Here is a 24,053-nt window from a genome sequence, read left to right as displayed (position 1 = left end):
CAGGGCGGTGCGGGCCACGTGCTGCACTGTCGGATGCATGTCCCGATGCATATTCAGATGCACGAGGCGTGCCCATGTGGCCCTACAGAGGTACAGCTACCCGCTGAGGATTACAGACATCACGCCGATCGCGCCGGAAAACGGTGAAGCATGATCCGAAAGGACCATGCGCGCTTCTGGTTCATAGCCCAGAGGTCACGATGGCGAATGCCCGTGCAATACGCCGACTCATTCCCCGCCCGCACACCCCGGTTATCGGAGTGCCGCCACGGTACCCAATACACCGCCGCGCGGAGCCACTGTGACCATCACGTAATGACTCCCGCGCCGATTCGCGATTTCCGGGACCGCAGCCAAAGGGCGAGCGCGACAGCGCCGGCGCCCGCTGCCGCGGCCGGCGCCCAGCGGCGCAGCGCGGCCGCCCGCGCGCCGCGGCGGGCCCGCGCCCGCGACGCCGCCACCATCGCGCCGGTGGGCCGCGCGGGCAGCGTCGCGGCGCCGCGCGCGCCGTACTCGTCGCGCACGCCCAGCCGCGCGGGTTCGTCGCGGGTGGTGGTGACGGGGACGTTCAGCGGCACCGACCCTTCGTAGGGCGGCGGCACCGGCAGCCATGTGGCCGTCCACGCCGCGCTGAACAGCACGAACCGCATGACGATGTTGATCCAGACGAGCAGCCCGACGACGACGGCGAAGGACGCGTACACCGGGTTGCTGAGCGTGCTGCCGATGAGCAGCGCCCCCACCGACTTCAGGACCTCGAACCCGACCGCGCCGAGCAGCGCGCCGCGCCACATCAGCCGCCACGGCCGACGCGACCCCGACAGGCGGCTGAACAGCACCAGGAAGATGGCCATGTCGACGCCGATGGCGATGGCGAGGCCCAGCAGCCGGGTCGCGCCGACCGCCACCAGCGAGCCGTCCAGCCCCACCCACGCCAGCAGCCACCCGGTGGCGGCCTGCGCGACGCTGGTGAGCGCCACCGAGCCGAGCAGGCCCAGCCCGAGCACCGCGACGATGACGACGTCGAGGAGCTTGGCGACGAGGAAGTTGGGGCCGTCGGTGACGCTCTTCATCCAGATGACGTGCAGCGCCTCGCGCAGGGCCCCGATCGCGCCGAGCCCGGTGTAGAGCAGGCCCAGCAGGCCGATGATCCCCGCGCCGGTCCGCGCGTTGGCGACCTCGTCCAGCGGGAGCTGGGCGCCGATCCCCGGCAGGACCGAGTCGATCGCCTCCTCCATGGACGCGCGGGCGTCGAGGTCGAACGCCGCGATGTAGCCGAGGACGGAGAACGCGAGCGCGAGCAGCGGGAAGAAGGACAGGAACGCGAAGTAGGTGACGGAGGCGGCCAGCTGGTCGCCGCGCCGGTCGGCGTAGCGCTCGTAGGAGCGCACCACGTGGTCGAACCACGGGCGGCGGCGGCGCATTGACCAGTACGTCTCCATGGCCACGCGGCCGTAGTGCCGGATCCGGTCCTTGACCCGTCCTGCGGCTGCCATGTCGGGTCCTCGCTCTCCCCGGGGGTGCGGGTGCCGTGCGCGCCGCGGGGGGCGGCCGACCGAGCGTAACCCCCCGCTGCCGCGGCGGAGCGGAGGCCACGCCCGGTGTTTCCCGATCGTGCGCGGGCGGCGGCGCGGCCCCGGACCCGGCGCAAAGTGACGAACATCCCCCGCTTGATCGAAAAAGATCGAATGCGACTACTCGAAAGCTCTATTGCTTATGGTTTAGATTGAAAAGGTGCGTAAACACCAGGTGTGGCGATCAGTCGGCCGGCTCGCCGATGGCCGTGAGATCTTCTACTACGACGAGTCCCCGGACCAGCGGCGCGGCGCGGCGGCCGACCACCGCCCGCTCGACCCGTTCTCGCCGTCCGCCCGGCTCCGCCACGACCCCCTGCTCGACGAATGGGTGACCATCGCCGCGCACCGGCAGGACCGGACCTTCCTGCCGCCGCCCGACGAATGCCCCCTCGACCCCTCGCGCGACGGGCGCCGCACCGAGATCCCCGCAGCGGACTACGACGTCGTGGTGTTCGAGAACCGCTTCCCATCCCTGGCGACCCCCCGCGGCGGTGCCCCGGCGGCCGACCCCGGCGACCCCGGCCTCGTCTCTCGGCCCGGCGTGGGCCGCTGCGAGGTGGTCTGCTTCACCGCCGACCACGACGCCTCGTTCGGCACGCTCACACCGCACCGCGCGCGCACCGTCATCGAGGCGTGGGCCGACCGCACCACCGCCCTCAACCGCATGCCCGAGGTCCAGTCGGTGTACCCGTTCGAGAACCGCGGCGAGGAGATCGGCGTCACCCTCGGCCACCCCCACGGCCAGATCTACGGCTACCCGTTCGTCCCCCCGCGGATCGCGCGGATCCGCCAGAGCGCCGAACGCCACCGCGCCCGCACCGGCGCCAACCTGTTCGACGACGTCGTCGCCGCCGAGCGCAAGGCGGGCGTCCGCATCGTCACCGAGACCGAGCACTGGACCGCGTTCGTCCCCTCCGCCGCGCGCTGGCCCTACGAGGTCCAGCTGTCCCCACTGCGCCGGGTCCCCGACCTGCCCGCGCTCGACGACGCCCAGCGCGCCGACCTCGCCGACGTCTACCTCGCCCTGCTGCGCGCCTTCGACCGGCTGTTCGACACCCCGGCGCCCTACATCTCCGCGTGGAACCAGTCGCCCGTGGACGAGGCCGGCCGCCCTGACCCCGACTTCGGCCTGCACCTCCAACTGTTCACCCTGCGCCGCGCCGAGCACAAGCTCAAGCACCTCGCCGGCTCGGAGTCGGGCATGGCCGCCTGGATCAACGACATCGCACCCGAGGACGCCGCGCAGCGGCTCCGCGAAGCCGCGGGGGCGCCGTGAACCGGCCGCGGCCCCTGGCAGACTCGACCGCACGGCCGACCGAGCGGAAGGACACCTGAGACAGTGCGGATACTGGTCACCGGCGGCGCCGGGTACATCGGCGGCGCCACCACCGCGCGGCTCCGCGACGCGGGGCACGACGTCGTCGTCCTGGACGACCTGTCGACCGGGCACCGCGACGCCGTACCCGACGGCTGCGCGTTCGTCGAGGGCGGCATCCGCGACCGCGCCCACGAGGTCCTCTCCACCGGCGTCGACGCCGTTCTGCACTTCGCCGCGAAGTCCGTCGTCCCGGAATCGGTCGCGCACCCCGAGCGGTACTGGGACGGCAACGTCGGCGCGTCCCTGGCGCTCCTGGAGGCCATGCGCGCCACCGGCGTGCGCACGCTGGTGTTCTCCTCCACCGCGGCGGTCTACGGCGAGCCCGAGACCGTCCCCATCACCGAGGACGCCCCGGTCCGGCCGGGCAACCCCTACGGCGCGACCAAGGCCGCCATCGACGCCGCCCTCGCCGAGCACGCCCGGATGCACGGCCTGGCGGCGGTGAGCCTGCGCTACTTCAACGTCGCCGGCGCCTACGGCCCCCACGGCGAGCGGCACACCACCGAGACCCACCTCATCCCGATCGTGCTCGGCGTCGCCCTGGGCGAACGCCCCTCGGTCGCGGTCTACGGCGACGACTACGCGACCCCCGACGGCACCTGCGTGCGCGACTACATCCACGTCACCGACCTCGCCGACGCCCACCTGCGCGCGCTCGAGGCGTGCACACCGGGCCGGCACCGCGTCTACAACCTCGGCAACGGCGCGGGATTCTCGGTCCGCGACGTCATCGGCGTCTGCCGCGAGGTCACCGGGCACCCCATCCCCGCCGTCGCCGCGCCGCGGCGGCCCGGCGACCCCGGCACCCTGGTCGCCTCCAGCGAACGCGCCCGCACCGAACTGGGCTGGACCCCGCAATACACCGGGCTGCGCCGCATCGTCGCCGACGCCTGGTCCTTCCACAGCGGAGTCGCGGCGGCAGAGGGAGGCCGGGCGTGAACGCGCTGCGCAGGCTCTTCGGCAGGCGCCGCGCAACAGCAGCCGGCGCACCGGAACTGGAGTGGAACGTGAGTGAAGGCGTCATCACCGGACAACTCGTGTCGTCGTTCGGCGACGACCACGGCGTCGCCCCCGACGGCGTGTGGCGCGCCCCCGGCAGAGTGAACCTGATGGGCGAGCACACCGACTACAACGACGGCCTCGTGCTGCCCATGGCGCTGCCGTGGGGGGTGACGGCGGCGTTCACCCCGACCGACGACGGCGTGGTCGAGGTGTCCAGCGCCCAGCGGCCCGAGGACGGCACCGTGCGGTTCCGCCCCGCGTCGCTCGACGCCGACCGCCCTTCGGTACCGGGCTGGGCCGCCTACGTCGCCGGCGTGTTCTGGGCGCTGCGCGAGGCCGGCCACCTCGCCGACGGGACGGCGGGCGCGCGCATCCGCGTCGACTCCGACCTCCCCGTCGGCGCGGCGCTGTCGTCCTCCGCCGCACTGGAATGCGCGGTGCTCCTCGCCGCGGCCGAGACGTTCGAGCTCGGCGCGCTCGCCGCCGACCGGCCGGCCATGGCGCGCATCGCGCGGCGCGCCGAGAACGCCTACGTCGGCGCGCCCACCGGGATCATGGACCAGAGCGCGTCCCTGCGCTGCAAGGAGGGCCATGCGCTGTACCTCGACTGCCGCAGCGAGGGCGGCCGCAACGTCGCGCTCGGATTGGACGACGCGGGGCTGCGGCTGCTGATCATCGACACCCGCGTCCAGCACCGGCTCGCCGCGGGCGGCGGCTACGCCCAGCGCCGCGCCGAGTGCGAGAAGGCCGCCGAACTGCTCGGTGTCGACGCGCTGCGCGACGTCGAGGACCTCGCAGCGGCGCTGGAGACGCTGGGCGGCGACCCCGTCCTGCGCCGCAGGGTCAAGCACATCGTCACCGAGATCCACCGCGTCAACGCCGCCGTCGGCCTGCTGCGCGCCGGACAGCCGGGCGAACTGGGTGCGCTGTTCACCGCCTCGCACCTGTCCATGAAGGACGACTTCGAGATCTCCTGCCCCGAACTCGACCTCGCCGTGGAGACCGCCTGCCGGGCCGGCGCCCGCGGCGCCCGGATGACCGGCGGCGGGTTCGGCGGCAGCGCCGTCGCCCTGATCGCCGAGGACCGCGTCGACCGGGTCCGCGACGCCGTCGCCGACGCGTTCGCCGCCAAGGGCCTGACCGCACCGGAGTTCCGCGACGCCGTTCCGTCGCAGGGCGCCGAGCGCCTGCGCTGACCTGCGACGGCGGCGCAGGTTGCCGCAGACGGGCCCGGTTCGGCCGGTGGCGCCGGAGCACCACCGCGCGCACGGAGGCCCGCCAACCGGACCGGAAGGCCGAACCGAAATGGCATGAGTCACGTCGAATCAGTCATAGGGTACCGGGGCATGCTTCCGCGACGGATGGGCGACAACGATGGGTGACAGGTCAGCAGACCGCGGCCAAGGGCGCGGGAGGGACTCCGGCGACCAGGACCGCACAGCGGTGTTCCGCCGCGACCCCGGCGGCGGGCTCCCCGAGCCCGACAAGCTCGACAGCCTCTACCGGCCGCGCGAAGGCGAATCGCGCTCCGGGGGCCGCTCCGAGTCGGCGACCCGCCGCATGCCGGCGGCCGACGAAGCCGGCGAGTCGCGCAGCGGCGGCGGGCGCCGCGACTCCGGCGGCCGCTCGCCCGGCCGCGAGTACGGCGGCGGCAAGGGCTCCTCGCAGCGGCGGCTGCGCGAACGCCGCAAGCGGCGCCGCCGCATCTTCGCGGTGGTCCTGGTGGTCCTGCTGCTCGTGCCCGTCGTGTTCTACTTCTGGGCCGACTCCCGGCTGAACCGGGTCGCCGCGCTGCCCGACTACGAGGGGCGGCCCGACGACCAGCCGGGCTCCACCTACCTGATCGTCGGCTCCGACAGCCGCGAGGGCCTCACCGACGGCGACATGGACAACCTGCGCACCGGCAAGGCCGAAGGCAAGCGCACCGACACCATCATGGTGCTCTACGTCCCCGACGACGGCGGCCGACCCTCCATCATCAGCGTGCCCCGCGACTCCTACGTGAACATCCCCGAGATCGGCGAGAACAAGATCAACGCGGCGTTCTCCAGCGAACTCGGCGGCGGCCCCTCGACCCTCGTGCAGGCCTTCGAGCAGAAGAGCGGCGTCCGCATCGACCACTACATCGAGGTCGGGTTCTCCGGGTTCGTCGGCATCGTCGACGCCGTCGGCGGCGTCGAGCTCTGCCCCAAGGAGGACATGAAGGACCCCAAGGCCGGGCTCGACATCAAGGCCGGCTGCCAGGACATGGACGGCCCCACGGCGCTGGGCTACGTGCGCACCCGCGAGGGCGGCCGCTCCGACCTCGACCGCATCAAGCGGCAGCGGGAGTTCTTCGGCGCGCTGGTCGAGCAGTCCACCGCGGCCGGGACCCTCGCCAACCCGTTCCGCTCGGTGCCGCTGGTCATCAACGGCACCGACACGTTCACCGTCGACGAGGGCGACCACCTGACCGACCTCGCCGGCATGGCGCTGGCCATGCGCGAGAACCCGCAGACCACCGGCATCCCCATCGGCTCGCTGCCCAACGTCGGCGGCAGCATCGGCGACGTCGTGGTGTGGGACGAGACCCGCTCGGGCCAGATGTTCGACGCGATGAAGCAGGGCAAGGCCATCCCCAAGTCGGCCATGCAGGATTGACGGCGGCGCCCGCGCGGACTCCGCGCCGCGACGGACGCCGGGTGCCCGATGCTCGCGCACGGGGGTGAGCGGACGAGCCGTTCCGCACAGCGGTGCGGCCCGTCGCCTCACCCCGTCGAGCGGTCGAGCGTCCGGCCGATGCGCAGCAGGTAGGCCCTGCGGTCGCGCGGGTCGTGGTCGGTGCGCTCGCGGTCCGGGACCGGGCCCCGGACCTCCCGGTAGCTCTCGAAGGCGGATTCGAGCATCCCCTCACCACGGGTGAGACCGGGCACGCGCTGCCCGAGCTCATGCACCGACGCCGCCGGAACCTCCCCCGTCAGCGTGCACGTCGTGCCGCGAAGGGACGGCTCGTGCGGGACGGCGCCCAGCCGCGCCAGCGCCGGGAGCACCGTGCCGAAGGTGTCGGCCGGGATCTCCAGGTGGAAGCCGTGCAGCGGCTCGTACACCCGGGTCCCGGCCCGCATCAGCGCGCTCATCAGGACCAGCGGTGTCAGCGAGCGGAAATCACCCGCCGTACTCGACATGCTCTTGTCAAAGGTCCCGTGCGCGTGGCTCTGCCGCGCCCAGTAGCCGGAGTGCGTCATGGTCACCGTGCAGTCGGTGACCTGCCACCCGTGGACCCCCTGGCCCAGGGTCGCGTACACGGTCTCCTCGACCGCCTTGATGAACGCGGACGGCATCGATCCGAGCTCGACGCCCAACCGGAACTCCACCCCGCTGCCCACGGGCACCGGCTCCACGCGCAAGCCCACGGTGGCAAGGAAAGGATTCGGGTCCTTGTCGATGATCTCGACGGCCTCCCCGGTGCCCACCGGCCGCTCCAGGCAGATCGTCGTCGTCTCCCGGAACGTGACGTCGAGCCCGAAGTCGGCCGCCAGCGTCGCCTGGATGACCTCCTTCTGTACCTCGCCGTAGAGCGAGACCGATATCTCGCGGCGAACGTCGTCCTGCCGCAGGTCGATCAGCGGGTCCTGCTCCGCGAGCTGACTGAGTGCGAGATGCAGCGCGGCCTTGTCGGATGCGCGGCACGGGACGACCACGGTCTCCAGGGTCGGCGGCGCGAAGTGCCCGTCCGCCGCCACGGCACCGGCGGACTCCCCGATCCTGTCCCCGATCCGGACCGCGCCCAGGCCCCCCAACCTGCCGATCTGCCCGGCGGCCACCGCGTTGCTCCGCGATGCGCTGGCGTCGGCGAAGACCTCGATTCCGGTGATCCTGGCCTCGTCGCTCGCACCGCCCTCAGCGGTGCCGCCGCTACCGAGCGGCACGTGGTCCCGGAGCCGCACCGTCCCCGACCGCATACGGACGTAGGCCAGCTTCTCCCCCGCCGCGCCGCGCTCGACCTTGAACACGGTGCCCGACACCGGACCGTCGGCGTCGCCTGCGGCCGGGGGCAGCAGTCCCCTGATCCCGCCGATCAGGGCGTCGGTCCCCGCGCCGGTGACCGCCGAGCCGAAGTACACCGGGCTCACCAGCGCCCGGCCGGTCTGCGCCGCCAGCTCCGCGCGGAGCCGGGCGTGGCCGACCGCCGCCTCGTTCTCGACGTAGTGGGCGAGGAGCGCGTCGTCCCGTTCGGCGAGCAGGTCCACGAGCCGGGAGGTGAACGCGGGGTCCGCCGCGCCGAACGGTTCGGCGGACGCTTCACGGGTTCCGGCACGCGCGACGGACGTCATGGCGACGACGGCCGGAGTCAGCTTCTCGGCCATGCTCCGCAACAGCGCCTCGTACTGCGCGCCGCGCCGGTCGATCTTGTTGACGAAGATCAGCGTCGGGATGCGCAGCCGCCGCAGCGTCCGCATCAGCACGCGGGTCTGCGCCTGCACGCCCTCGACGGCGGAAACGACGAGCACGGCGCCGTCGAGCACGCTGAGCACCCGCTCGACCTCGGCGATGAAGTCCGGGTGGCCGGGGGTGTCGATCAGGTTCACGGTGGTGTCGCCGACGGCGAACGAGACGACCGCCGACTTGATGGTGATGCCTCGCTGGCGCTCCAGCGCCAGCGAGTCGGTCTGGGTGCTGCCGTCATCGACCCGACCGATGCGGTCGATGACACCGGCGGAGTACAGCAGCCGCTCGGTCAGGCTCGTCTTACCGGCGTCGATGTGCGCCAGGATTCCCAAGTTCAGCGTAGGCACGAAGCGTCATGTCCTTCGGAAGGGTGGAGATTTCCGCGTGGTTGGACATGAGCGCTCGGCGCATTGACGTTCTCCTCTGGTCGGCCTGGTGTCGCGGCCAAGTGCAGCAGACCGCGTCCGGCCGCTGCAACTGGTTTCTCGGCCCCGACAGGGTCCGGACGCACCACGGCCAGCTCAGCCAGTACGAGATCTCCGGACCGGGCGTCCCGTGTGGCGGGCCTTCGTCCGCTGCCTCCCCCGCGTCGCCGCCGTGGCGGTGTGCCTGGGCGTCACCGAGCTGCTGGGGCTGCCGGCCGCCGGGCGCGACATCACCTGGCTCCAGGTCGGCTACTACGCCCCTACCCTGCTGGTCGCCGTCGCCGTCACCGCTGTGGTCAGCGGGGCCGTGCTGGCGGCCCGCATCGGCGCGGCCGCCGCGGGGGTGCGGTCGCGGTCGCACGGGCGGACACCCGGGCCGGCGGACACCGGGACTCAGTCGGCGTTCTTCAGCGCCGCCGACCGCTCAAGGGCGGCGGCGGCCTCCTCCGTCCGACCCAACGGCTCCAGTGCGTGACCCCGGCGGTACCAGAGGTAGGGCTCGTCGGGCCAGGTCTCCAGCGCCTCATCGGCCCACGCGAGCGATTCCTCGTCGCGGCCCAGCCGCCACAGGACGAAGGAGAACTGCATCCACGCGTCAGCGTCCATGGGGTGCCGCTCGCGCCACTCCTGTGCGCAGAGCAACGCGTCGTCAAGGCGCCCCAGTCCGATCAGTGCGGCGCACGTCTCGTTCAGGATGCCGTTGTGGCCGGGGAACGCCGCGACGGCCTCCTCGCACCACGCCAGCGCGTCCTCCATACGGCCCATCCGGCGCAGGGTGTTGGCCGTGCGGCGCCAGGAGCGGGGCTCGTCCGGTTCGAGGGCGAACGCCTGCTCGCAGTCGGCCAGCTCCTCCTCGATCCGGCCGAGCTCTCCCAGGACGGCCGCCCGGTGCAGCCGGAACTCGGCCACCTCCGGCGCCAGGCCGACGGCCCGGTCACAGCAGGCCAGGACGTCCTCGGAGGGACGGCCGAGCCGGGCCAGCACGGTGCCCCTGTACCGCCAGAGGTGCGCGCGTCCCAGGCTGTTCCGGCCCTGGTCACCATCATCGCGGCCCGTCAGCGCCTCCCGCTGGCGCAGCGCCGTCTCCATGCACTCCAGTGCCTGCTCGTGCTGCCCGAGTTCGCCGTGGACGTGCATCCTGAGCCCCCAGAGCACGGGGTCGTCGGGTTCGATCTCAGCGGCATGGCGCAGCACCTCCAGCGCCTCGGTGTAGTGCATCAAGTCGCGCAGCAGTTTCGCTTTGGCGACAAGCGTTCCGAAGTCGCGCGGCGAGATCTCCAGGGCGCGGTCGAGGTCGGCCAGCGCCTCGGTCGACCGACCCGCGCGGTGGCGCAGCTCCGCCCGATCACACAGGACGCCGTGGCGGCGCGGGTTCAGCTCCAGGGAACGGGTGAACGCCTCCTCCGCCTCCTCGTCCCGCCCCAGGCCCCCCAGCACCTCCGCCTTGTTGCTCCATGCGAACTCCTCCCCGGGTTTCAGGGCGAGTGTGCGGTCGAAGCTCTCCATGGCGTCGTCGCCGCGCCCCAATGTCCGCAGCACCGTTCCCCGGGCCAGCCAGGCGGTGGCCTCGTCCGGGTTCAGCTCCACCGCGCGGTCGTGCGCGGCCAGGGCGTCGTCGTAACGCCGCAGCGACTCCAACACCATGCCGCGCACCTGCCACAGCCGCCCCAAGGCAACGTCCCCGTCCCGGTTCCGCTCGGCGAGCTCCTGCCCCTCCCGCACGGCCGCCAGCGCCTCGTCGTTCCGTCCGAGGTGGCGCAGGGACAACGCCTGGGACAGCCGGTCCTCGGCGCGGGCCCGCTGCGCCCGCGCCGGGGCGGGAGAGGGGGCGCCGGTCAGCTCGCGGTGCGCCGTGTCCAGCAGTTCGCGCACTGCTGCGAAGTCCGGGGGGCGGTCCGCGCGGTCCGGCGCGGTGCAGCCCCGGATGAGGCGGTAGAGCGCGGTGCGGCGCTCCCTACGGGGTGTGGCCCGGTCGATGTGGGCGCGGGCTCGGCCGTCGCCGGGCGGGATCCGGCCGGTGATCATCTGGAAGAGCACGACACCGAACGCGTACACGTCCGCCCGGGTGTCGAGCACGGCACCCGGGACGAACTGCTCGGGCGCCATGTAGGGCGGTGTCCCCGCGACACTGGTGAGGAGCGCCGCCGTGCCCGGCGACGGCGCGGACCGCCCCCGGCCGGGTGCCGCGCCGGTCTCATGCACGCCGTCGAAGACGCGGGCGAGCCCGAAGTCGGTCACGCGGAGGGTGCCGTCCGCGTCCAGGAGGCAGTTCGCCGGTTTCACGTCGCGGTGCACGATGCCGAGTTGTTCGTGCGCGTGCCGCAGCCCGTCGCACAACTGCCGGGCGTGGCGCAGGGCCCCGCGGAGCATCAGCGGCCCGCTCCGGGCCAGCAGGTGCATCAGGTCGCCGCCTTCGGCGTAGGCCGTGATCACGCACGGCATCCCCTCGATCCACTCCACCCCCTCCGCCTGCGCGACGTTGGGATGCGGGTCCAGCCGCACCCAGGTCAGCGCCTCGCGGGCGAACCGGTCCTGGTCCTCGTCGCTCCACACCAGCCGGGCGTCCAGGGTCTTGAACGCCATCCGGGCCCCACTCGACTCCACCCGGACGACGTACACGACGCCGAACCCGCCCTTGCGCACCTCCAGCACCGTGCACGGTCCGTTGCGCTCGCTCTCCACGAGCTGCCCGCGACGGAAGTTGCCGCGCTCCCGCCGGTCCGTGCGCACCGGACGCAGCGCGCGCAGCCCCTCGTCCACGGCGTCGGCGGTCGCGTGGCCCTCGGGGGCGGTGGCCAGCGCGCGGGCGTAGGCCAGTCGCGCGCGTTCGGCCTGTCCAAGCCCTCGCAGGGCCGCGCCCAGGTGCAGGTAGGCGTCGGCTTGGTGCGGGCTCAGCTCCACCGCCTGCTCCAGCAGCCGCACGGCCTCCGTGAGACGCGCGTCGTTCAGCGCGGCCCGGCCCAGCACGACGCGATGCGCGTAACCGTCGTCGGCGTGCACCGGCCCCTCCCCGATGAAAGCGGACCGCGCCGACGGCAGGGAGGGGCGCCGTCGCGGCCCCTGCCCCTCGACGCGTGATCCCGAGCGGCGTGACGCCCGCATTATCGCGCATCGTGGCGGCGCCCCCGCGCGGCGGACGCCCATGGCCGCACCGGGAGCGGACCGGGGACGGCGACGCGGCGGTACGGAGGCGCGCGCGTACCGCCGTACGCCGACACGCAGAACGACGGGGCCGTGCCGCGCGCCCTCCGCTGCGGCCGCCCGGCGGCGACACCGGACCCAGCCGCGCGGCACGGTCCGACGCGGGAGCGTCGGGCCTCAGGAGTCGAGGACGGCGAGCGTCCAGCCGGTGAAGGCGATCAGCAGCAGCGACGCCGTCACCGACACCGCGAAGAACGCGACACGCAGCCACGCCCAGCGGGCCCGTACCGTCGGTAGCGCCGGGGCGAGGGACAGCCCGACGGTCAGGGCCGCCGCCACCGCGCCGACGGCGCCCGCCCACAGCGCGTGCGGGAAGATCGCCCAGCCGAACCCGGTCAGCCCGCTCAGGACGAGCGCGAACGCGCCCAGCGGCATCGAGACGACCCGCAGCCGGTCCAGGTGGCGCTGCCCGACGAGGGTCCGGCGCCGTAGCATCAGCGCCAGTGCGAACAGCGGAGGGAGCACGACCAGCGGCAGGGTCGACGCCGCCGCCGTCCCTGTGTCCACGACGAACGGGTCCTCGGACGCCAAGGGGATGTCCTGCTCGCCCAGCGCGGCGAGTGCGGCCTGCCCCGCCGACACCTGCCCGCTGTTGGACAGCGCGACGACGACCTGGTCGTCGTCGAAGGCGAGCAGGCTGGAGGAGCCGCCCGTCTTCCCGTCGTGCAGGGTGCGGACGGCGCCGCCCGGCGATTTCGCGGTGAACCACGCCAACCCGATGCGCACCTTGCCCCCGGCCTCGGCGCGCGGCTCGACCGCCGCCATCCCCGGCGCCTCGCCGTCGCGCACGGCCGCACCGAAGCGCAGCAGGTCGTCCGCTGTCGTGAAGGTGCCGACCCCGGCAGGGGCCCAGTCCGGGGCGCGCCAGGTCTGCACCCGCTGGCCCATCTCCCGGTGCGGCAGCGCGGTGTCCTCGGGCACCTCGGCCCGGTCGGCGCCGAGGACGAAGGTGTCGTCCATTTTCACCGGGTCGAAGATCCGCTCGCGGACCAGGTCGGGGAAGTCGGTGCCGCTGACGCGCGCCAAGGCCCGGCCGAGCACCATGAACCCGAGGTTGGAGTAGGCGAACTCGTCCCGCGCGCCCAGGCGCGTCACCGCGAGCCCCTCCTCCGCCGAGGGCATCGCGCGGTAGGGGTCCATGCCCATCGTCATCGACCCCGTCCCCGCCGCCTCGTAGCCGGTCGGCACGGCGGGCATCCCGGAGCGGTGGGTGGCCAGCTCTTCGAGGGTGACGCCGGCCATGCGGGGGTCTGCGAATTCGACCTCGTCGAACACCTCCCCGAGAGTGGTGTCCAGCTCCAGCTCGCCCTTGTCGACCATGTCGGCCAGCGTCATGGCGGTGAACACCTTGAAGACCGACCCGGTCTCGAAGTGGGTGACGGGGCCCGGCGCCGCCGTGCCGCCCGGCCCGCCGACCTCGCCGGCGGCCACGTACTCGCGTCCGGTGCCGGTGTCGCGGCCCACCTCCAGCGCCTGCACCTGGTGTTCGACGCCGTCCAGTGACGCGCGCACCGGTTCGGCCACGGCCTCCGGCCCGGTGAACTCCAGCGGCCCGCGGGAGCCGACGGGCATGAGCGCGTAGGCGAGGGCCGCGGTGAGCAGCCCCACGAGGAGCGCCAGGAGCCAGGCGCGCCCGGAGGCGCGCGGGGCGCGGGGCGGTGCGGTCGGGGGCGTCGGTGCGGTCGGTGCGGTGGCCATGCGACAAGCCTGCCGGTCCGGGCCGCGGCCGCTGTAGAGGGCGCTGTCATCGCAGACCCGTGAAGTTCACCCCGGCCCGCCATGACGGATGTCATGGGCGCTGGGAGCCCCGCGCAGAACGAAGGGCCCGCATGCTCGCTGAGCGGGCATGCGGGCCCTTCGTGACGTTCCGTGCGGCGCGACCTACCCCCCAGCGGGCGCGCCTCCGGTACGTCGGCAATTGGTCCGCGGAGCAGCGACGAGTCGTTCCCGACCCCGCTGACCTCCACTGACGACACTACGGACCGCCGGGTAAAGAACACCGCCCCGACAGTCCCAAGGCCGGGCAATATTCACCGGGCCCCGGCGCCGCGACCGGGCGGTGCCGGCCGCGGGCTCGGGCCGGGCGCTCAGGCCAGGCGCTTGGAGAGGTTCTCGTCCAGCGCGGCGAGGAACTCCTCGGTCGTGAGGTAGCCCTGGTCGCCGCCGACGAGCATGGCGAGGTCCTTCGTCATCTGGCCGCCTTCGACGGTCTTGACGACGACGTCCTCAAGGGTGTCGGCGAACTCGACGACCGCGGGGGTGTTGTCGAGCTTGCCGCGGTGCTCCAGCCCGCGGGTCCAGGCGTAGATGGACGCGATGGGGTTGGTGGAGGTGGGCTTGCCCTGCTGGTGCTGGCGGAAGTGCCGGGTGACGGTGCCGTGCGCCGCCTCGGCCTCGACCGTGCGGCCGTCGGCGGTGCGCAGCACCGACGTCATGAGGCCGAGCGAGCCGAAGCCCTGCGCGACGGTGTCGGACTGGACGTCGCCGTCGTAGTTCTTGCACGCCCAGACGTAGCCGCCCTCCCACTTCAGCGCGGCGGCGACCATGTCGTCGATGAGGCGGTGCTCGTAGGTGAGGCCCGCGGCGTCGAACCGGTCCTTGAACTCGGTCTCGAAGATCTCCGCGAACACGTCCTTGAACATGCCGTCGTAGGACTTGAGGATGGTGTTCTTGGTGGACATGTACACCGGGTAGTTGCGGTCCAGCCCGTAGTTCAGGCTGGCGCGCGCGAAGTCCTCGATGGACTTGCGGTAGTTGTACATCCCCATGGCGACCCCGCCGCCCTCGGGGAAGTTCGCCACCTCGAACTCGACCGGCTCACCGCCGTCCTCGGGGGTGTAGGTCATGGTGACCGTCCCGGGGCCGGGGACCTTGAAGTCGGTGGCCTTGTACTGGTCGCCGTGGGCGTGGCGGCCGATGATGATCGGCTTGCTCCAGCCCGGTACCAGCCGGGGGACGTTGGAACAGATGATGGGCTCGCGGAACACCACACCGCCGAGGATGTTGCGGATGGTGCCGTTGGGCGAGCGCCACATCTTCTTCAGGCCGAACTCCTCGACCCGCGCCTCGTCGGGGGTGATGGTGGCGCACTTGACGCCGACGCCGTACTGCTTGATGGCGTTGGCGGAGTCGACCGTGACCTGGTCGTCGGTGCGGTCGCGCTCCTCGATGCCGAGGTCGTAGTACTTCAGGTCGACGTCGAGGTAGGGCAGGATCAACCGGTCCTTGATGAAGGACCAGATGATGCGGGTCATCTCATCGCCGTCGAGTTCGACGACGGGATTCTCAACCTTGATCTTGGCCATGGCTGTGTGGCTGTCCCTTCTCCAGGTATCTCGATGTCAAGCTTAATTCAAGCGAGCAAAATCAGAGCTGGGGGGCGACCCAAGCCAGCACGATCAACAGGACCGCCAGCGTGACCAGCGTGGCGACGTCGGTCCAGCGCTCCCGGACGGCGAGGAGCCCCACGCGCTCCGGTGGCAGGAACAGCCGGAACCCGGCGGCGAGCAGCAGCGCGATGGCGATCAGCGCCGGTCCGCGCTTGAAGTAGGCGGCGGCCACCACGACGGTCCCCGCGCCCAGGGTCGCCAGGACCAGGAAGTAGGGCACCTGCACCAGCCAGGCCGGCGGCGTGCCGGCGGGGTCGCGCTCGGCGCCGGCCGGCTCCTCGCCGGTGTCCGGCTCGGGCGCGGCCGGTTCCTCGGCTTCCTCGGCGCCGACCGGTGCCACGACCGGTTCCGCTGCCTCCGCTGCGACGGCCGGTTCCGCTTCCGCCGCTCCGGGGGACTCCGCCCGCGGGTCGGCGTCGTCCGCTTCAGAGGGAAGCCGTTCCGCGCGCCCGTTGGCGCCTCCGTGGTCCCGCACCAATTTCTGGCTCACCGTAACCTCACGCTAGCGCACACCGATTGGGGGCAGGCCACTGACCCGGGCGGCCGCAGGCACACTGCGGACCGTCCTGGCGCGGACCGGCCATCAGCGATTATGCCGAGACCGAAACGGCGGTGCGGGGCGCTCCGGAGGTTCGGGTGGAGTCACCCGCACGGACACCCGCACCACTGGCCACAGCCACCGCCGAGTCTAACGAGGAGCACCGGCCCCGGCCGCCCGCGACCCACGGTCCTCCCCCTCGCAGTGGCCCGACCGTATACCGCACCTATGCGTGAAACCACCCGTCATGCCCGCCTTACCTGTCAGTAAGAGCGTAGAAGCGCCGCGGTCCGGGTAACCCGTCATGAGATGAGTGCCACGGTGAGCGAGGAAGACCCCCTGATGAACGCCACTCGACGAGCAGCCCCCACCCGCGAAGCGGTGTCAGCGGCAGCGCGCCAACCCCCGCCCCGTCGCATGCACTCGAATCGGTCGCGCCCCACGTTGGGAGGAACAACCGTGGACGGGCCCTACATACGGGTCGAGGAGAACGGTGACACAACACCGCTGAACCCCGACGTCACCACCGTTGGCCGCGGGCAGGGAGCCGACATCAGGCTGGCCGACCCCAGCGTGTCGCAACTGCACGCCGAACTGGTGCGGCGCGGCCCCTACCTCTACGTCGTCGACCTCGGCCTCTCACGCAACGGCACGCGGGTCAACGGGCGCCCGATCGCCCGCCGCGTCCTCGGCGAAGGCGACGTCGTCAGCTTCGGCGCCGCGCGATGCAAGGTCGGCGGGCTGCCCCGCGAGGAGCTGAACCCCGAGGTCGAGCTCCGCAAGGGTGCCGCACCCGAACTCACCCGACGCGAGCTCGACGTCCTCACCTCGCTGTGCCGCCCGGCACTGTCCGACGAAGCGTTCGTCGCCCCCGCGACCGCGCGCGAGATCGCCGAGGACCTGGTGGTCACCGAGGCCGCCGTCAAGCAGCACCTGCTGCGCCTCTACCAGAAGTTCCGCATTCCCGAGGGCGTCAACCGGCGCACCCGCCTCGCGAACGAGGTCGTCGCACTGGGCCTGGTACGCCCACTGCCGAACCTCGAACGCCAGGCGAGCTGATCCCGGACGGGGCCTGCCTTCCCCTCGGCGGGCCTCAACGGACGACCTTTTCGCCCAGTCAGCCCCGCCCCGTCAGCCGAGCCGTCGCTCGGCCGCCTCGACCACGTTGACGAGCAGCTGGGCCCGGGTCATGGGCCCCACTCCCCCGGGGTTGGGCGAGAAGAACCCGGCGACCTCGCGCACCTCCAGCGCGACATCACCCTTGAGCCCCTCGTCGGTCCGGGTCACGCCGACGTCCAGGACCGCGGCGCCCGGCCGCACCATGTCGGCGGTGATCAGCCCCGGCACCCCCGCACCGGCGACCACGATGTCGGCCCGGCGGGTGTGCGCGGCGAGATCGCGCGTACCGGTGTGGCACAGGGTCACGGTCGCGTTCTCGCTGCGGCGGGTGAGCAGCAGGCCCAGCGGGCGCCCCACGGTCACACCGCGGCCCACGACGACCACCTCGGCGCCCTTGATCGGCACCCCGTAGCGCTCCAGCAGCGTCACGATGCCGCGCGGGGTGCACGGCAGGGGGCCGTCCTCCATCAGCACGAGCTTGCCGAGGTTGACCGGCTGGAGGCCGTCGGCGTCCTTGTCGGGGTCGATGAGCCCCAGCACCCGGTTCTCATCGAGGCCCTTGGGCAGCGGGAGCTGCACGATGTAGCCGGTGCACGCGGGGTCGGCGTTGAGCCCGGCGACGGCGTCCTCGACCTCGGCCTGGGTCGCCGTGGCGGGGAGGTCGCGCCGGATGCTCTCGATTCCCACCTCGGCGCAGTCGCGGTGCTTGCCCGCCACGTAGGTGCTGCTCCCGGGGTCGTCGCCCACCAGCACCGTGCCCAGGCCCGGCACGACGCCGCGGGCGCGCAGTGCCGACACTCGGTTCTTCAGTTCCGCCCGGATCGCGGCGGCGGTCGCCTTGCCATCAAGAATCTGTGCGCTCACCGCGCCATTGTTCCATCCGCACCCCAGCCCCCACCAGGCATCGGGGATCCCGGCGCTGATCGGGGCGGCCGGCGGCGCCGGCCGCCCCGATCAGCGCCGGGCATGGCGTCCCTCAGTGGAAGAAGTGCCGGGTCCCGGTGAAGTACAGGGACACCCCCGCGCGCTCCGCGGCGGCGATGACCTCCTCGTCGCGCACCGACCCGCCGGGCTGCACCACCGCGCGCACCCCCGCCTCAAGGAGCACGTCGAGGCCGTCGGCGAACGGGAAGAACGCGTCGCTCGCCGCCACCGAGCCCGCCACCCGGTCGCCCGAGCGCTTGACGGCCAGCCGCGCGGAGTCGACCCGGTTCACCTGCCCCATGCCGACACCAACGGTCGCGCGGTCGGCGGCGAGCAGGATCGCGTTGGACTTCACCGCGCGCACCGCCCGCCACGCGAACGCCAGGTCGGCGCGGGTCTCCGGGTCGGCGGGCGGGCCCGCGCGCAGCTCCCACGCGTCGGGGGCGTCGCCGGGCGCGTCGATGGCGTCGGCGTCCTGGAACAGCACGCCGCCGCTGATCGTGCGCTCCTCCACCGCCCGCCGCACCGGGTCCACCCGCAGCAGCCGCAGGTTCTTCTTGCGGGTGAGGATGTCGACGGCGCCCGGCTCGAACCCCGGCGCCACCACGACCTCGGTGAACACCTCGGCGACCTGCTCGGCCATTGCCACCGACACCGGCCGGTTCACCGCGATGACCCCGCCGTACGCCGAAACGGGGTCGCTCGCGTGGGCCTTGCGGTGCGCTTCGGCGACGTCGCCGCCCACGGCGATCCCGCACGGGTTCGCGTGCTTGATGATGGCGACGCACGGCTCGTCGAAGTCGAAGGCCGCGCGCAGCGCCGCGTCGCCGTCGACGTAGTTGTTGTACGACATCTCCTTGCCGTGCACCTGCTCGGCGCCCGCCAGGCCCGCAGGCGCGGCGCCGGCCGGCCGGTACAGGGCGGCCCGCTGGTGCGGGTTCTCCCCGTAGCGCAGGGTGGCGGCCCGCTCGTACGCGGCGGCCTTGAACAGGGGCCAGCCCGACTCCTCGGCGGTGTCGTCGGGCGCGTGCGCGGACGCGAACCAGGACGCGACGGCCGCGTCGTAGGCGGCGGTGTGCGCGAACGCGCCGGCGGCCAGCCGCTTGCGCTGCGCGAGGGTGAACCCGCCGTGGCGCGCCGCGGTGAGCACGGCACCGTAGCCGGCGGGGTCGACCACCACCGCGACGCTGCCGTGGTTCTTCGCCGCGGCGCGGACCATGGCGGGGCCGCCGATGTCGATCTTCTCTATGCACTCGGCCGGGGTCGCCCCCGAGGCGACCGTGTCGGCGAACGGGTACAGGTTCACCACCAGCAGGTCGAACGGCGCGATGTCCAGATCCGCCAGGGTGGCGGTGTGCGCCGCGTCGGAGCGGTCGGCGAGCAGCCCGGCGTGGATACCGGGGTGCAGGGTCTTGACCCTGCCGTCCAGGCACTCGGGGAACCCGGTGACCGACTCGACCGGGGTGACGGGCGCCCCCGCCGCGGTGATGGCCGTCGCGGTCGAGCCGGTGGAGACGATCTCCACCCCGGCGTCCGCCAGGCCCGTGGCGAGCTCCGCCAGGCCGGTCTTGTCGTAGACGCTGATCAACGCGCGGCGAATTGGCTGCTCGCTCACCGGTTCTCCTCTGTAGTGACTGACGCAGCGGGGTCCGGACCGGGCGCACCCGGGCCGAGCTGCACGTGGCGCCCCTCCAGGGACCAGCCGTCGCGCGCCAGGCGCCCCACGACGTCCACGAGCATCCGGCGCTCCACTGTCTTGATGCGTTCGTGCAGGGTCTCGGTGGTGTCGCCGGGCTCGACCCGGACGGTCACCTGGTCGATGACGGGGCCGGTGTCGACACCCTCGTCCACGAAGTGCGCCGTGGCGCCGCTGACCCGCACCCCGTACGCCAGCGCGTCGCGGACGGCGTGCGCCCCCGGGAACGCGGGCAGCAGCGCGGGGTGGATGTTGACGACCGTGTGGCGGCCGAGCACCGCCGAACCCAGGATGCGCATGAACCCGGCGGAGACCACGAGGTCGGGCCGGTGCTCATCGAGGCGTTCGGCGAGTGCGGCGTTCCACCGGTCGCGGTCGGGGAACTCGGAGAACGGGGTGACGAACGTGGGGATCCCTGCCGCGGCGGCGGTTCCGAGACCCGCCGCGCTCTCACGGTCCGCTCCGACCGCGACGACGCGCGCGCCGTAACGGGGGTCGGCGGCCGCGTCGGCCAACGCGGCCATGTTGCTCCCAGCGCCCGAGATGAGGACGACTATTCGCGCCGGCAGTATGGTTCCCTCCTCGACAGCAGTACGGGACCGCCCGCACCCGGGGGCGCGGGGGGACCGCGCGGCATCCGGGAGGGCGCACCCGCCGACGGCGGGCGATGCACGGGAACGCATGCGGCCCCGTTCGCCTGGACAGCCTATCCCGCCAGGTAGCGTCTACCCCAAGAGGATCCGGTGTCGCGGCGGGCGGCCCCGCCGCGCCGGCGTCCCGGTCCTCCGCCCCGCCGAGCCACGAAGGAGTACGCACGTGTCGAATGAGCCGTCGTCCACACCGAACGCGGAAGGGCAGCGGCCCGCCGTGGAACGAGGCGGACTCTGGGGGCTCTTCTTCTCCACAGCGGGCCTGCTGCTGCCGCCCTACGGCATGCTGCTCTCGATCTTCGGAATCGCCCAGGGGCGCCGCGCCCGCAAGGCCGCGAAGGCCAACAACGCCCAGGCGCCCGGCGCGCTGCTGAGCATGATCCTCGGCGGGATCGGCGTGCTGTTCTCGCTGCTGGTGATCCTCGGGCAGTGGATGTTCTGGGACGAGTACTCCGAGTACCAGCAGTGCACGGCGCGCGCCCACACCGAGATCTCGCAGACCGAATGCGACACCGCCTTCGAGAAGCAGGTCGTCGAGCGTTACCCCATGCTCGAAGGCCAACTCCCCGCGAACCTCACCCCCTGACCCGAGCCCTGAGGCGGTGACCTCCTTCCCGATGTCCGGTTCCGCCATATTTCCCCGCTGATCTTAATGAAGGTGTTCCCTCACCGCTGTGATTGAGGGAACCCGTTCGTCAAGCTCAGCGGGGGATGCGCAGTACTGCTAGCGGGGTTCCTCGGTGTCTTGGGGGCCGTCGGCCTCGTAGGTGATCCCGAACAGTTCGACGTCGTCGTCGCGGTTGTGCGACTCCTCGGCCGCCTGCTCGGCGCGGCGGCGCCGGGGCCACCAGCGGCGGCGCGGGCGCGCGGCGGCGGTGCCGCCGGGCGCCCCTCCGCCTTCGGTCCCGGCGTCCTCGGCCGCGGTGTCTTCGACCGCGGCCGACTCGGCTGCCGCGTCGGCCTCTGCCGCCGCCTTCGCCTCGGCCTTCGCTTCAGCCTTGGCCGCTGCCGCCTTGGCCCTCGATGACGTCGCCCCGGTGCGCTCCGCGACCGGGCGCCGATCCGGCAGCGACACCACGTCGGCGAGCGGGCGCTCGCCGGTGCCCGCGCCGCGCTTCCCGCGCTTGCGCGGCGCGGGGGAGGCGGGTTCGCCGTCCTCGACGCCCGCCTCGGCGCGTTCGGCAGCGGCGGCCTCGGCTTCGGCGGCGCGCGCGGCCTTCGCCTCCGCGGCGGCCGCGCGCCGGGCCGTGCGGAAGTGCCACCAGTTCGCCAGCCATGCGACGACGGCCGCCGACAGGCCGACTTCGAGCGCGGTGACCAGGCCGACCTGCCAGGCCGACGGGCCGACGTCGGCGAGGCGCTGGGCCCCGACGGGCCCGCCGGCCAGTTGGGCGAGCGCGGCGCACACGAGCCCGGTCGCGGCACCGCAGGCGAACCCCCACATCGGGGCGGCCTCGTTGACCTGTGTCGGCGCGCGCCGCAGGGTGAGCGCTCCCCCGATGGCGCCGGCCAGGAACGGGGCGGCGAGGGCCGCCAGCGACAGGACCGGGGCCGGGCCGTTGTCGGGCAGCGCCGCGAGCATCGGCAGCTGCGGCAGCGGGCCCAGTGCGACCCCGGTGGGCGCGACCATGGTGTCCGCTCCGACCGCGAACCCGGGGCCGACCGCGTAGGACGCGCCGAAGATCACGGCGTTGGGCAGGTACAGCGCCTGGAGGACGATCAGCAGTGTGCCGCCGATGATCCCCGGCGAGAGGGCGCGGGTCAGCGCGATGGCGTCGCCCATGTTCAGGATGAGCGCCGTGAGGAACAGCAGTGTGCCGGTGAGGAGCAGGGTCGCGGTCGCGCCGATGGTGCCGAGGAGGAGCGCGCGCACGCGCGGCGACAGGACGTGCAGCAGCCGCCGGCGCGCGATGTCGCGGTCCTTGAGGACCTGGCGGAGCACGCCGAGGCCGCCCGCGATGAACGCGAGCAGGAACCCCGCCAGCAGCGCCTGGAACATGCCGGGGCGGACGGTGTCGTTCTGCCCGAGGAGCGCCAGTGTCCCGGAGATGGCGGCGTAGGGCCCGGCGAGCGCCAGCGCCGCGTGGACCAGATGGTGGCGCTCTGTGGGCTCGCAGCTGCGCGCCAGCCAGCGCCCCGACCGGTACAGCAGCATCCCCGGCAGGACGACGAGCCCGAGCGGCAGCATCCCGACGTGCCCGCCGGGGATCTCGAAGCCGACCTGGTGCCCCACGAGCCAGCCCTGCACGGCGACCTGGAACACGTCGCCGATGTCCTCGCCGAACGTGGCGTGCGGCGCGGCGACCCAGCCGATGAGTGCGATGGTCATGAGGACGGCGAGGCCGATCGCCGCGGCCCATGCCGCGGCGATCCCGCCCGCGGTGTAGAGCGGGCGGGGGGCGTCGCCGGGTGGGCGCGGGTCGCGGCCCAAGGGGAGGGGTCGGCGCCCCCGCGGTTTCGCACCGGCCGGCTTCTTGGCGGCGGGGCCTCGGGATGAGGTGGGACGTGTAGGGGCGCTCACCCGCCCCATGCTCCCAGTCCGACCCCTTGGGACCGCCGATTGACACGGGCGTGTCGCCGGGCGCTTGGGAGGCGGATGTGGTAGCGGCGGTGCGGCGCGGGTGCCGGGCGCGGGTGCGGACATGGCGCGGGGCCGCCACCCGTGCGGGTGGCGGCCCCGATGCCGTGCGTTCGCCGCGGACGCGTGGGAGGCGTCAGAAGAGTTCGCGTGCGAGTTGGGCGGTCTCGCTCGGAGTCTTGCCGACCTTGACGCCGGCGGCTTCAAGGGCTTCCTTCTTGGCCTGGGCGGTCCCCTCCGAGCCCGACACGATCGCGCCGGCGTGGCCCATGGTCTTGCCCTCCGGCGCGGTGAAGCCCGCGACGTAGCCCACCACCGGCTTGGTCACGTTGGCCTTGATGAACTCCGCGGCCCGCTCCTCGGCGTCGCCGCCGATCTCGCCGATCATCACGATCGCGTCGGTCTCCGCATCGGCCTCGAACGCCGCCAGGGCATCGATGTGGGTCGTGCCGATCACCGGGTCCCCGCCGATGCCCACCGCCGTGGAGAAACCGATGTCGCGCAGCTCGTACATCATCTGATAGGTCAGCGTGCCCGACTTCGAGACCAGCCCGATCCGCCCCGGCTTGGTGATGTCGGCCGGGATGATGCCCGCGTTGGACTCCCCCGGGGTGATCAGACCCGGGCAGTTGGGGCCGATGATGCGCGTCTTGTTGCCCTTCTGGCCGGCGTAAGCCCAGAAGTAGGCCGTGTCGTGCACCGGGATGCCCTCGGTGATCACCACCGCCAGGCCGATCCCCGCATCGATCGCCTCCACGACCGCGTCGCGGCTGAACTTCGGCGGAACGAAGATCACCGTGACATCGGCGCCCGTGGCGGACATGCCCTCGGCCACCGACCCGAACACCGGCACCTCGGTGCCGTCGAAGTCCACACTCGTGCCGGCCTTGCGCGGGTTGACCCCGCCCACCACGGCGGTGCCCGAGGCCAGCATGCGGCGGGTGTGCTTGGTGCCCTCAGAGCCGGTCATGCCCTGGACGAGCACCTTGCTGTCCTTGTTCAGAAAAATCGACATGATTGAGTCCCGTCCCCTACTTGGCCGCGAGTTCGGCGGCCTGCGCGGCGGCGCCGTCCATCGTGTCCACCCGGCGCACCGCCGGATGCGCCCGCTCGGCCAGGATCGCCCGGCCCTGCTCGGCGTTGTTGCC

The 24,053-nt window shown here is 72.9% G+C and carries 18 protein-coding genes; 7 read left to right on the top strand and 11 right to left on the bottom strand.

Translation table 11 applies throughout. The features are described 5' to 3' along the window. Nucleotides 1-308: 308 nt before the first annotated feature. Nucleotides 309-1,496, bottom strand: coding sequence for a YihY/virulence factor BrkB family protein (locus CLV63_RS13865; RefSeq protein ID WP_106583425.1), 1,188 nt, complete (start codon nt 1,494-1,496; stop codon nt 309-311). A 238-nt stretch (nt 1,497-1,734) separates the two neighbouring features. Between CLV63_RS13865 and galT the strand changes: the two genes are divergently transcribed. The 4 genes from galT (at nt 1,735) to CLV63_RS13845 (ending at nt 6,597) form a co-directional block, all read left to right on the top strand. Then, a complete protein-coding gene (gene galT, locus CLV63_RS13860; RefSeq protein WP_394339773.1) occupies nt 1,735-2,853 on the top strand; it encodes a galactose-1-phosphate uridylyltransferase in 1,119 nt (372 codons plus the stop codon). A 63-nt stretch (nt 2,854-2,916) separates the two neighbouring features. Beyond that, the gene (gene galE, locus CLV63_RS13855; protein WP_106583423.1) at nt 2,917-3,894 is read left to right on the top strand and encodes a UDP-glucose 4-epimerase GalE; all 978 of its coding nucleotides are present in this window, start codon (nt 2,917-2,919) and stop codon (nt 3,892-3,894) included. Further along, on the top strand, nt 3,891-5,153 hold the full coding sequence (gene galK, locus CLV63_RS13850) for a galactokinase (protein WP_394339772.1): 1,263 nt from the start codon (nt 3,891-3,893) through the stop codon (nt 5,151-5,153). The genes galE and galK overlap by 4 nt, the downstream gene beginning before the upstream one ends. 178 nt (nt 5,154-5,331) lie before the next feature. After that, complete coding sequence (locus tag CLV63_RS13845; protein ID WP_106583422.1) at nt 5,332-6,597, top strand: LCP family protein; 1,266 nt, start codon at nt 5,332-5,334, stop codon at nt 6,595-6,597. Between the two features lie 107 nt (nt 6,598-6,704). On the opposite strand, the gene CLV63_RS13840 is transcribed toward CLV63_RS13845, so the two are convergent. Further along, complete coding sequence (locus CLV63_RS13840) at nt 6,705-8,732, bottom strand: elongation factor G (protein ID WP_106583421.1); 2,028 nt, start codon at nt 8,730-8,732, stop codon at nt 6,705-6,707. A gap of 208 nt (nt 8,733-8,940) precedes the next feature. On the opposite strand from CLV63_RS13840, the gene CLV63_RS13835 reads away from it, so the two are divergent. After that, nucleotides 8,941-9,285 (top strand): hypothetical protein, encoded by a 345-nt coding sequence (locus CLV63_RS13835; protein WP_106583420.1) that lies wholly within the window; start codon nt 8,941-8,943, stop codon nt 9,283-9,285. Here CLV63_RS13835 and CLV63_RS13830 read toward each other — a convergent pair. The 4 genes from CLV63_RS13830 to CLV63_RS13815 form a co-directional block, all read right to left on the bottom strand. After that, nucleotides 9,204-11,810: a tetratricopeptide repeat protein gene (locus CLV63_RS13830; RefSeq protein ID WP_170134220.1), complete on the bottom strand. Its 2,607-nt coding sequence runs from the start codon at nt 11,808-11,810 to the stop codon at nt 9,204-9,206. The genes CLV63_RS13835 and CLV63_RS13830 overlap by 82 nt on opposite strands. 318 nt (nt 11,811-12,128) lie before the next feature. After that, nucleotides 12,129-13,709 carry a serine hydrolase domain-containing protein gene (locus CLV63_RS13825; protein WP_106583418.1) on the bottom strand — a complete coding sequence of 527 codons (1,581 nt, stop codon included), beginning with the start codon at nt 13,707-13,709 and terminating at the stop codon, nt 12,129-12,131. Nucleotides 13,710-14,098: 389 nt separating this feature from the next. Next, nucleotides 14,099-15,316 (bottom strand): NADP-dependent isocitrate dehydrogenase, encoded by a 1,218-nt coding sequence (locus CLV63_RS13820; protein ID WP_106583417.1) that lies wholly within the window; start codon nt 15,314-15,316, stop codon nt 14,099-14,101. Between the two features lie 61 nt (nt 15,317-15,377). Continuing rightward, entirely contained in the window at nt 15,378-15,740 is a 363-nt protein-coding gene (locus CLV63_RS13815) for a DUF3017 domain-containing protein (protein WP_106583588.1), read from the bottom strand. Nucleotides 15,741-16,397: 657 nt separating this feature from the next. Between CLV63_RS13815 and CLV63_RS13810 the strand changes: the two genes are divergently transcribed. Next, nucleotides 16,398-16,997, top strand: a complete 600-nt coding sequence (locus CLV63_RS13810) for an FHA domain-containing protein (protein WP_106583416.1) — start codon at nt 16,398-16,400, stop codon at nt 16,995-16,997. A gap of 72 nt (nt 16,998-17,069) precedes the next feature. Here CLV63_RS13810 and CLV63_RS13805 read toward each other — a convergent pair whose 3' ends face one another. The 3 genes from CLV63_RS13805 to purN all read right to left on the bottom strand — a co-directional run bounded on the left by CLV63_RS13805 (nt 17,070) and on the right by purN (nt 20,234). Beyond that, nucleotides 17,070-17,921 (bottom strand): bifunctional methylenetetrahydrofolate dehydrogenase/methenyltetrahydrofolate cyclohydrolase, encoded by an 852-nt coding sequence (locus CLV63_RS13805; RefSeq protein WP_106583415.1) that lies wholly within the window; start codon nt 17,919-17,921, stop codon nt 17,070-17,072. 112 nt (nt 17,922-18,033) lie between these two features. After that, nucleotides 18,034-19,596 carry a bifunctional phosphoribosylaminoimidazolecarboxamide formyltransferase/IMP cyclohydrolase gene (gene purH / locus CLV63_RS13800; protein ID WP_106583414.1) on the bottom strand — a complete coding sequence of 521 codons (1,563 nt, stop codon included), beginning with the start codon at nt 19,594-19,596 and terminating at the stop codon, nt 18,034-18,036. After that, nucleotides 19,593-20,234 carry a phosphoribosylglycinamide formyltransferase gene (gene purN, locus CLV63_RS13795; protein WP_106583587.1) on the bottom strand — a complete coding sequence of 214 codons (642 nt, stop codon included), beginning with the start codon at nt 20,232-20,234 and terminating at the stop codon, nt 19,593-19,595. Before purN ends, purH begins: the two co-directional genes overlap by 4 nt. 259 nt (nt 20,235-20,493) lie before the next feature. Here purN and CLV63_RS13790 point away from each other — a divergent pair, with 259 nt between their 5' ends. Then, on the top strand, nt 20,494-20,913 hold the full coding sequence (locus tag CLV63_RS13790; protein ID WP_106583413.1) for a hypothetical protein: 420 nt from the start codon (nt 20,494-20,496) through the stop codon (nt 20,911-20,913). A 138-nt stretch (nt 20,914-21,051) separates the two neighbouring features. On the opposite strand, the gene CLV63_RS13785 is transcribed toward CLV63_RS13790, so the two are convergent. Together CLV63_RS13785 and sucD are read right to left on the bottom strand one after the other, a co-directional pair. Further along, nucleotides 21,052-22,848: a cell division protein PerM gene (locus tag CLV63_RS13785; protein WP_342751403.1), complete on the bottom strand. Its 1,797-nt coding sequence runs from the start codon at nt 22,846-22,848 to the stop codon at nt 21,052-21,054. A 193-nt stretch (nt 22,849-23,041) separates the two neighbouring features. Continuing rightward, the gene (gene sucD / locus CLV63_RS13780) at nt 23,042-23,920 is read right to left on the bottom strand and encodes a succinate--CoA ligase subunit alpha (RefSeq protein ID WP_106583411.1); all 879 of its coding nucleotides are present in this window, start codon (nt 23,918-23,920) and stop codon (nt 23,042-23,044) included. Nucleotides 23,921-24,053: the final 133 nt, after the last annotated feature.

This window comes from Murinocardiopsis flavida (genome assembly GCF_003014485.1).
GTDB lineage: Bacteria > Actinomycetota > Actinomycetes > Streptosporangiales > Streptosporangiaceae > Murinocardiopsis > Murinocardiopsis flavida.
This window is presented reverse-complemented; position numbering and strand designations above follow the sequence as displayed.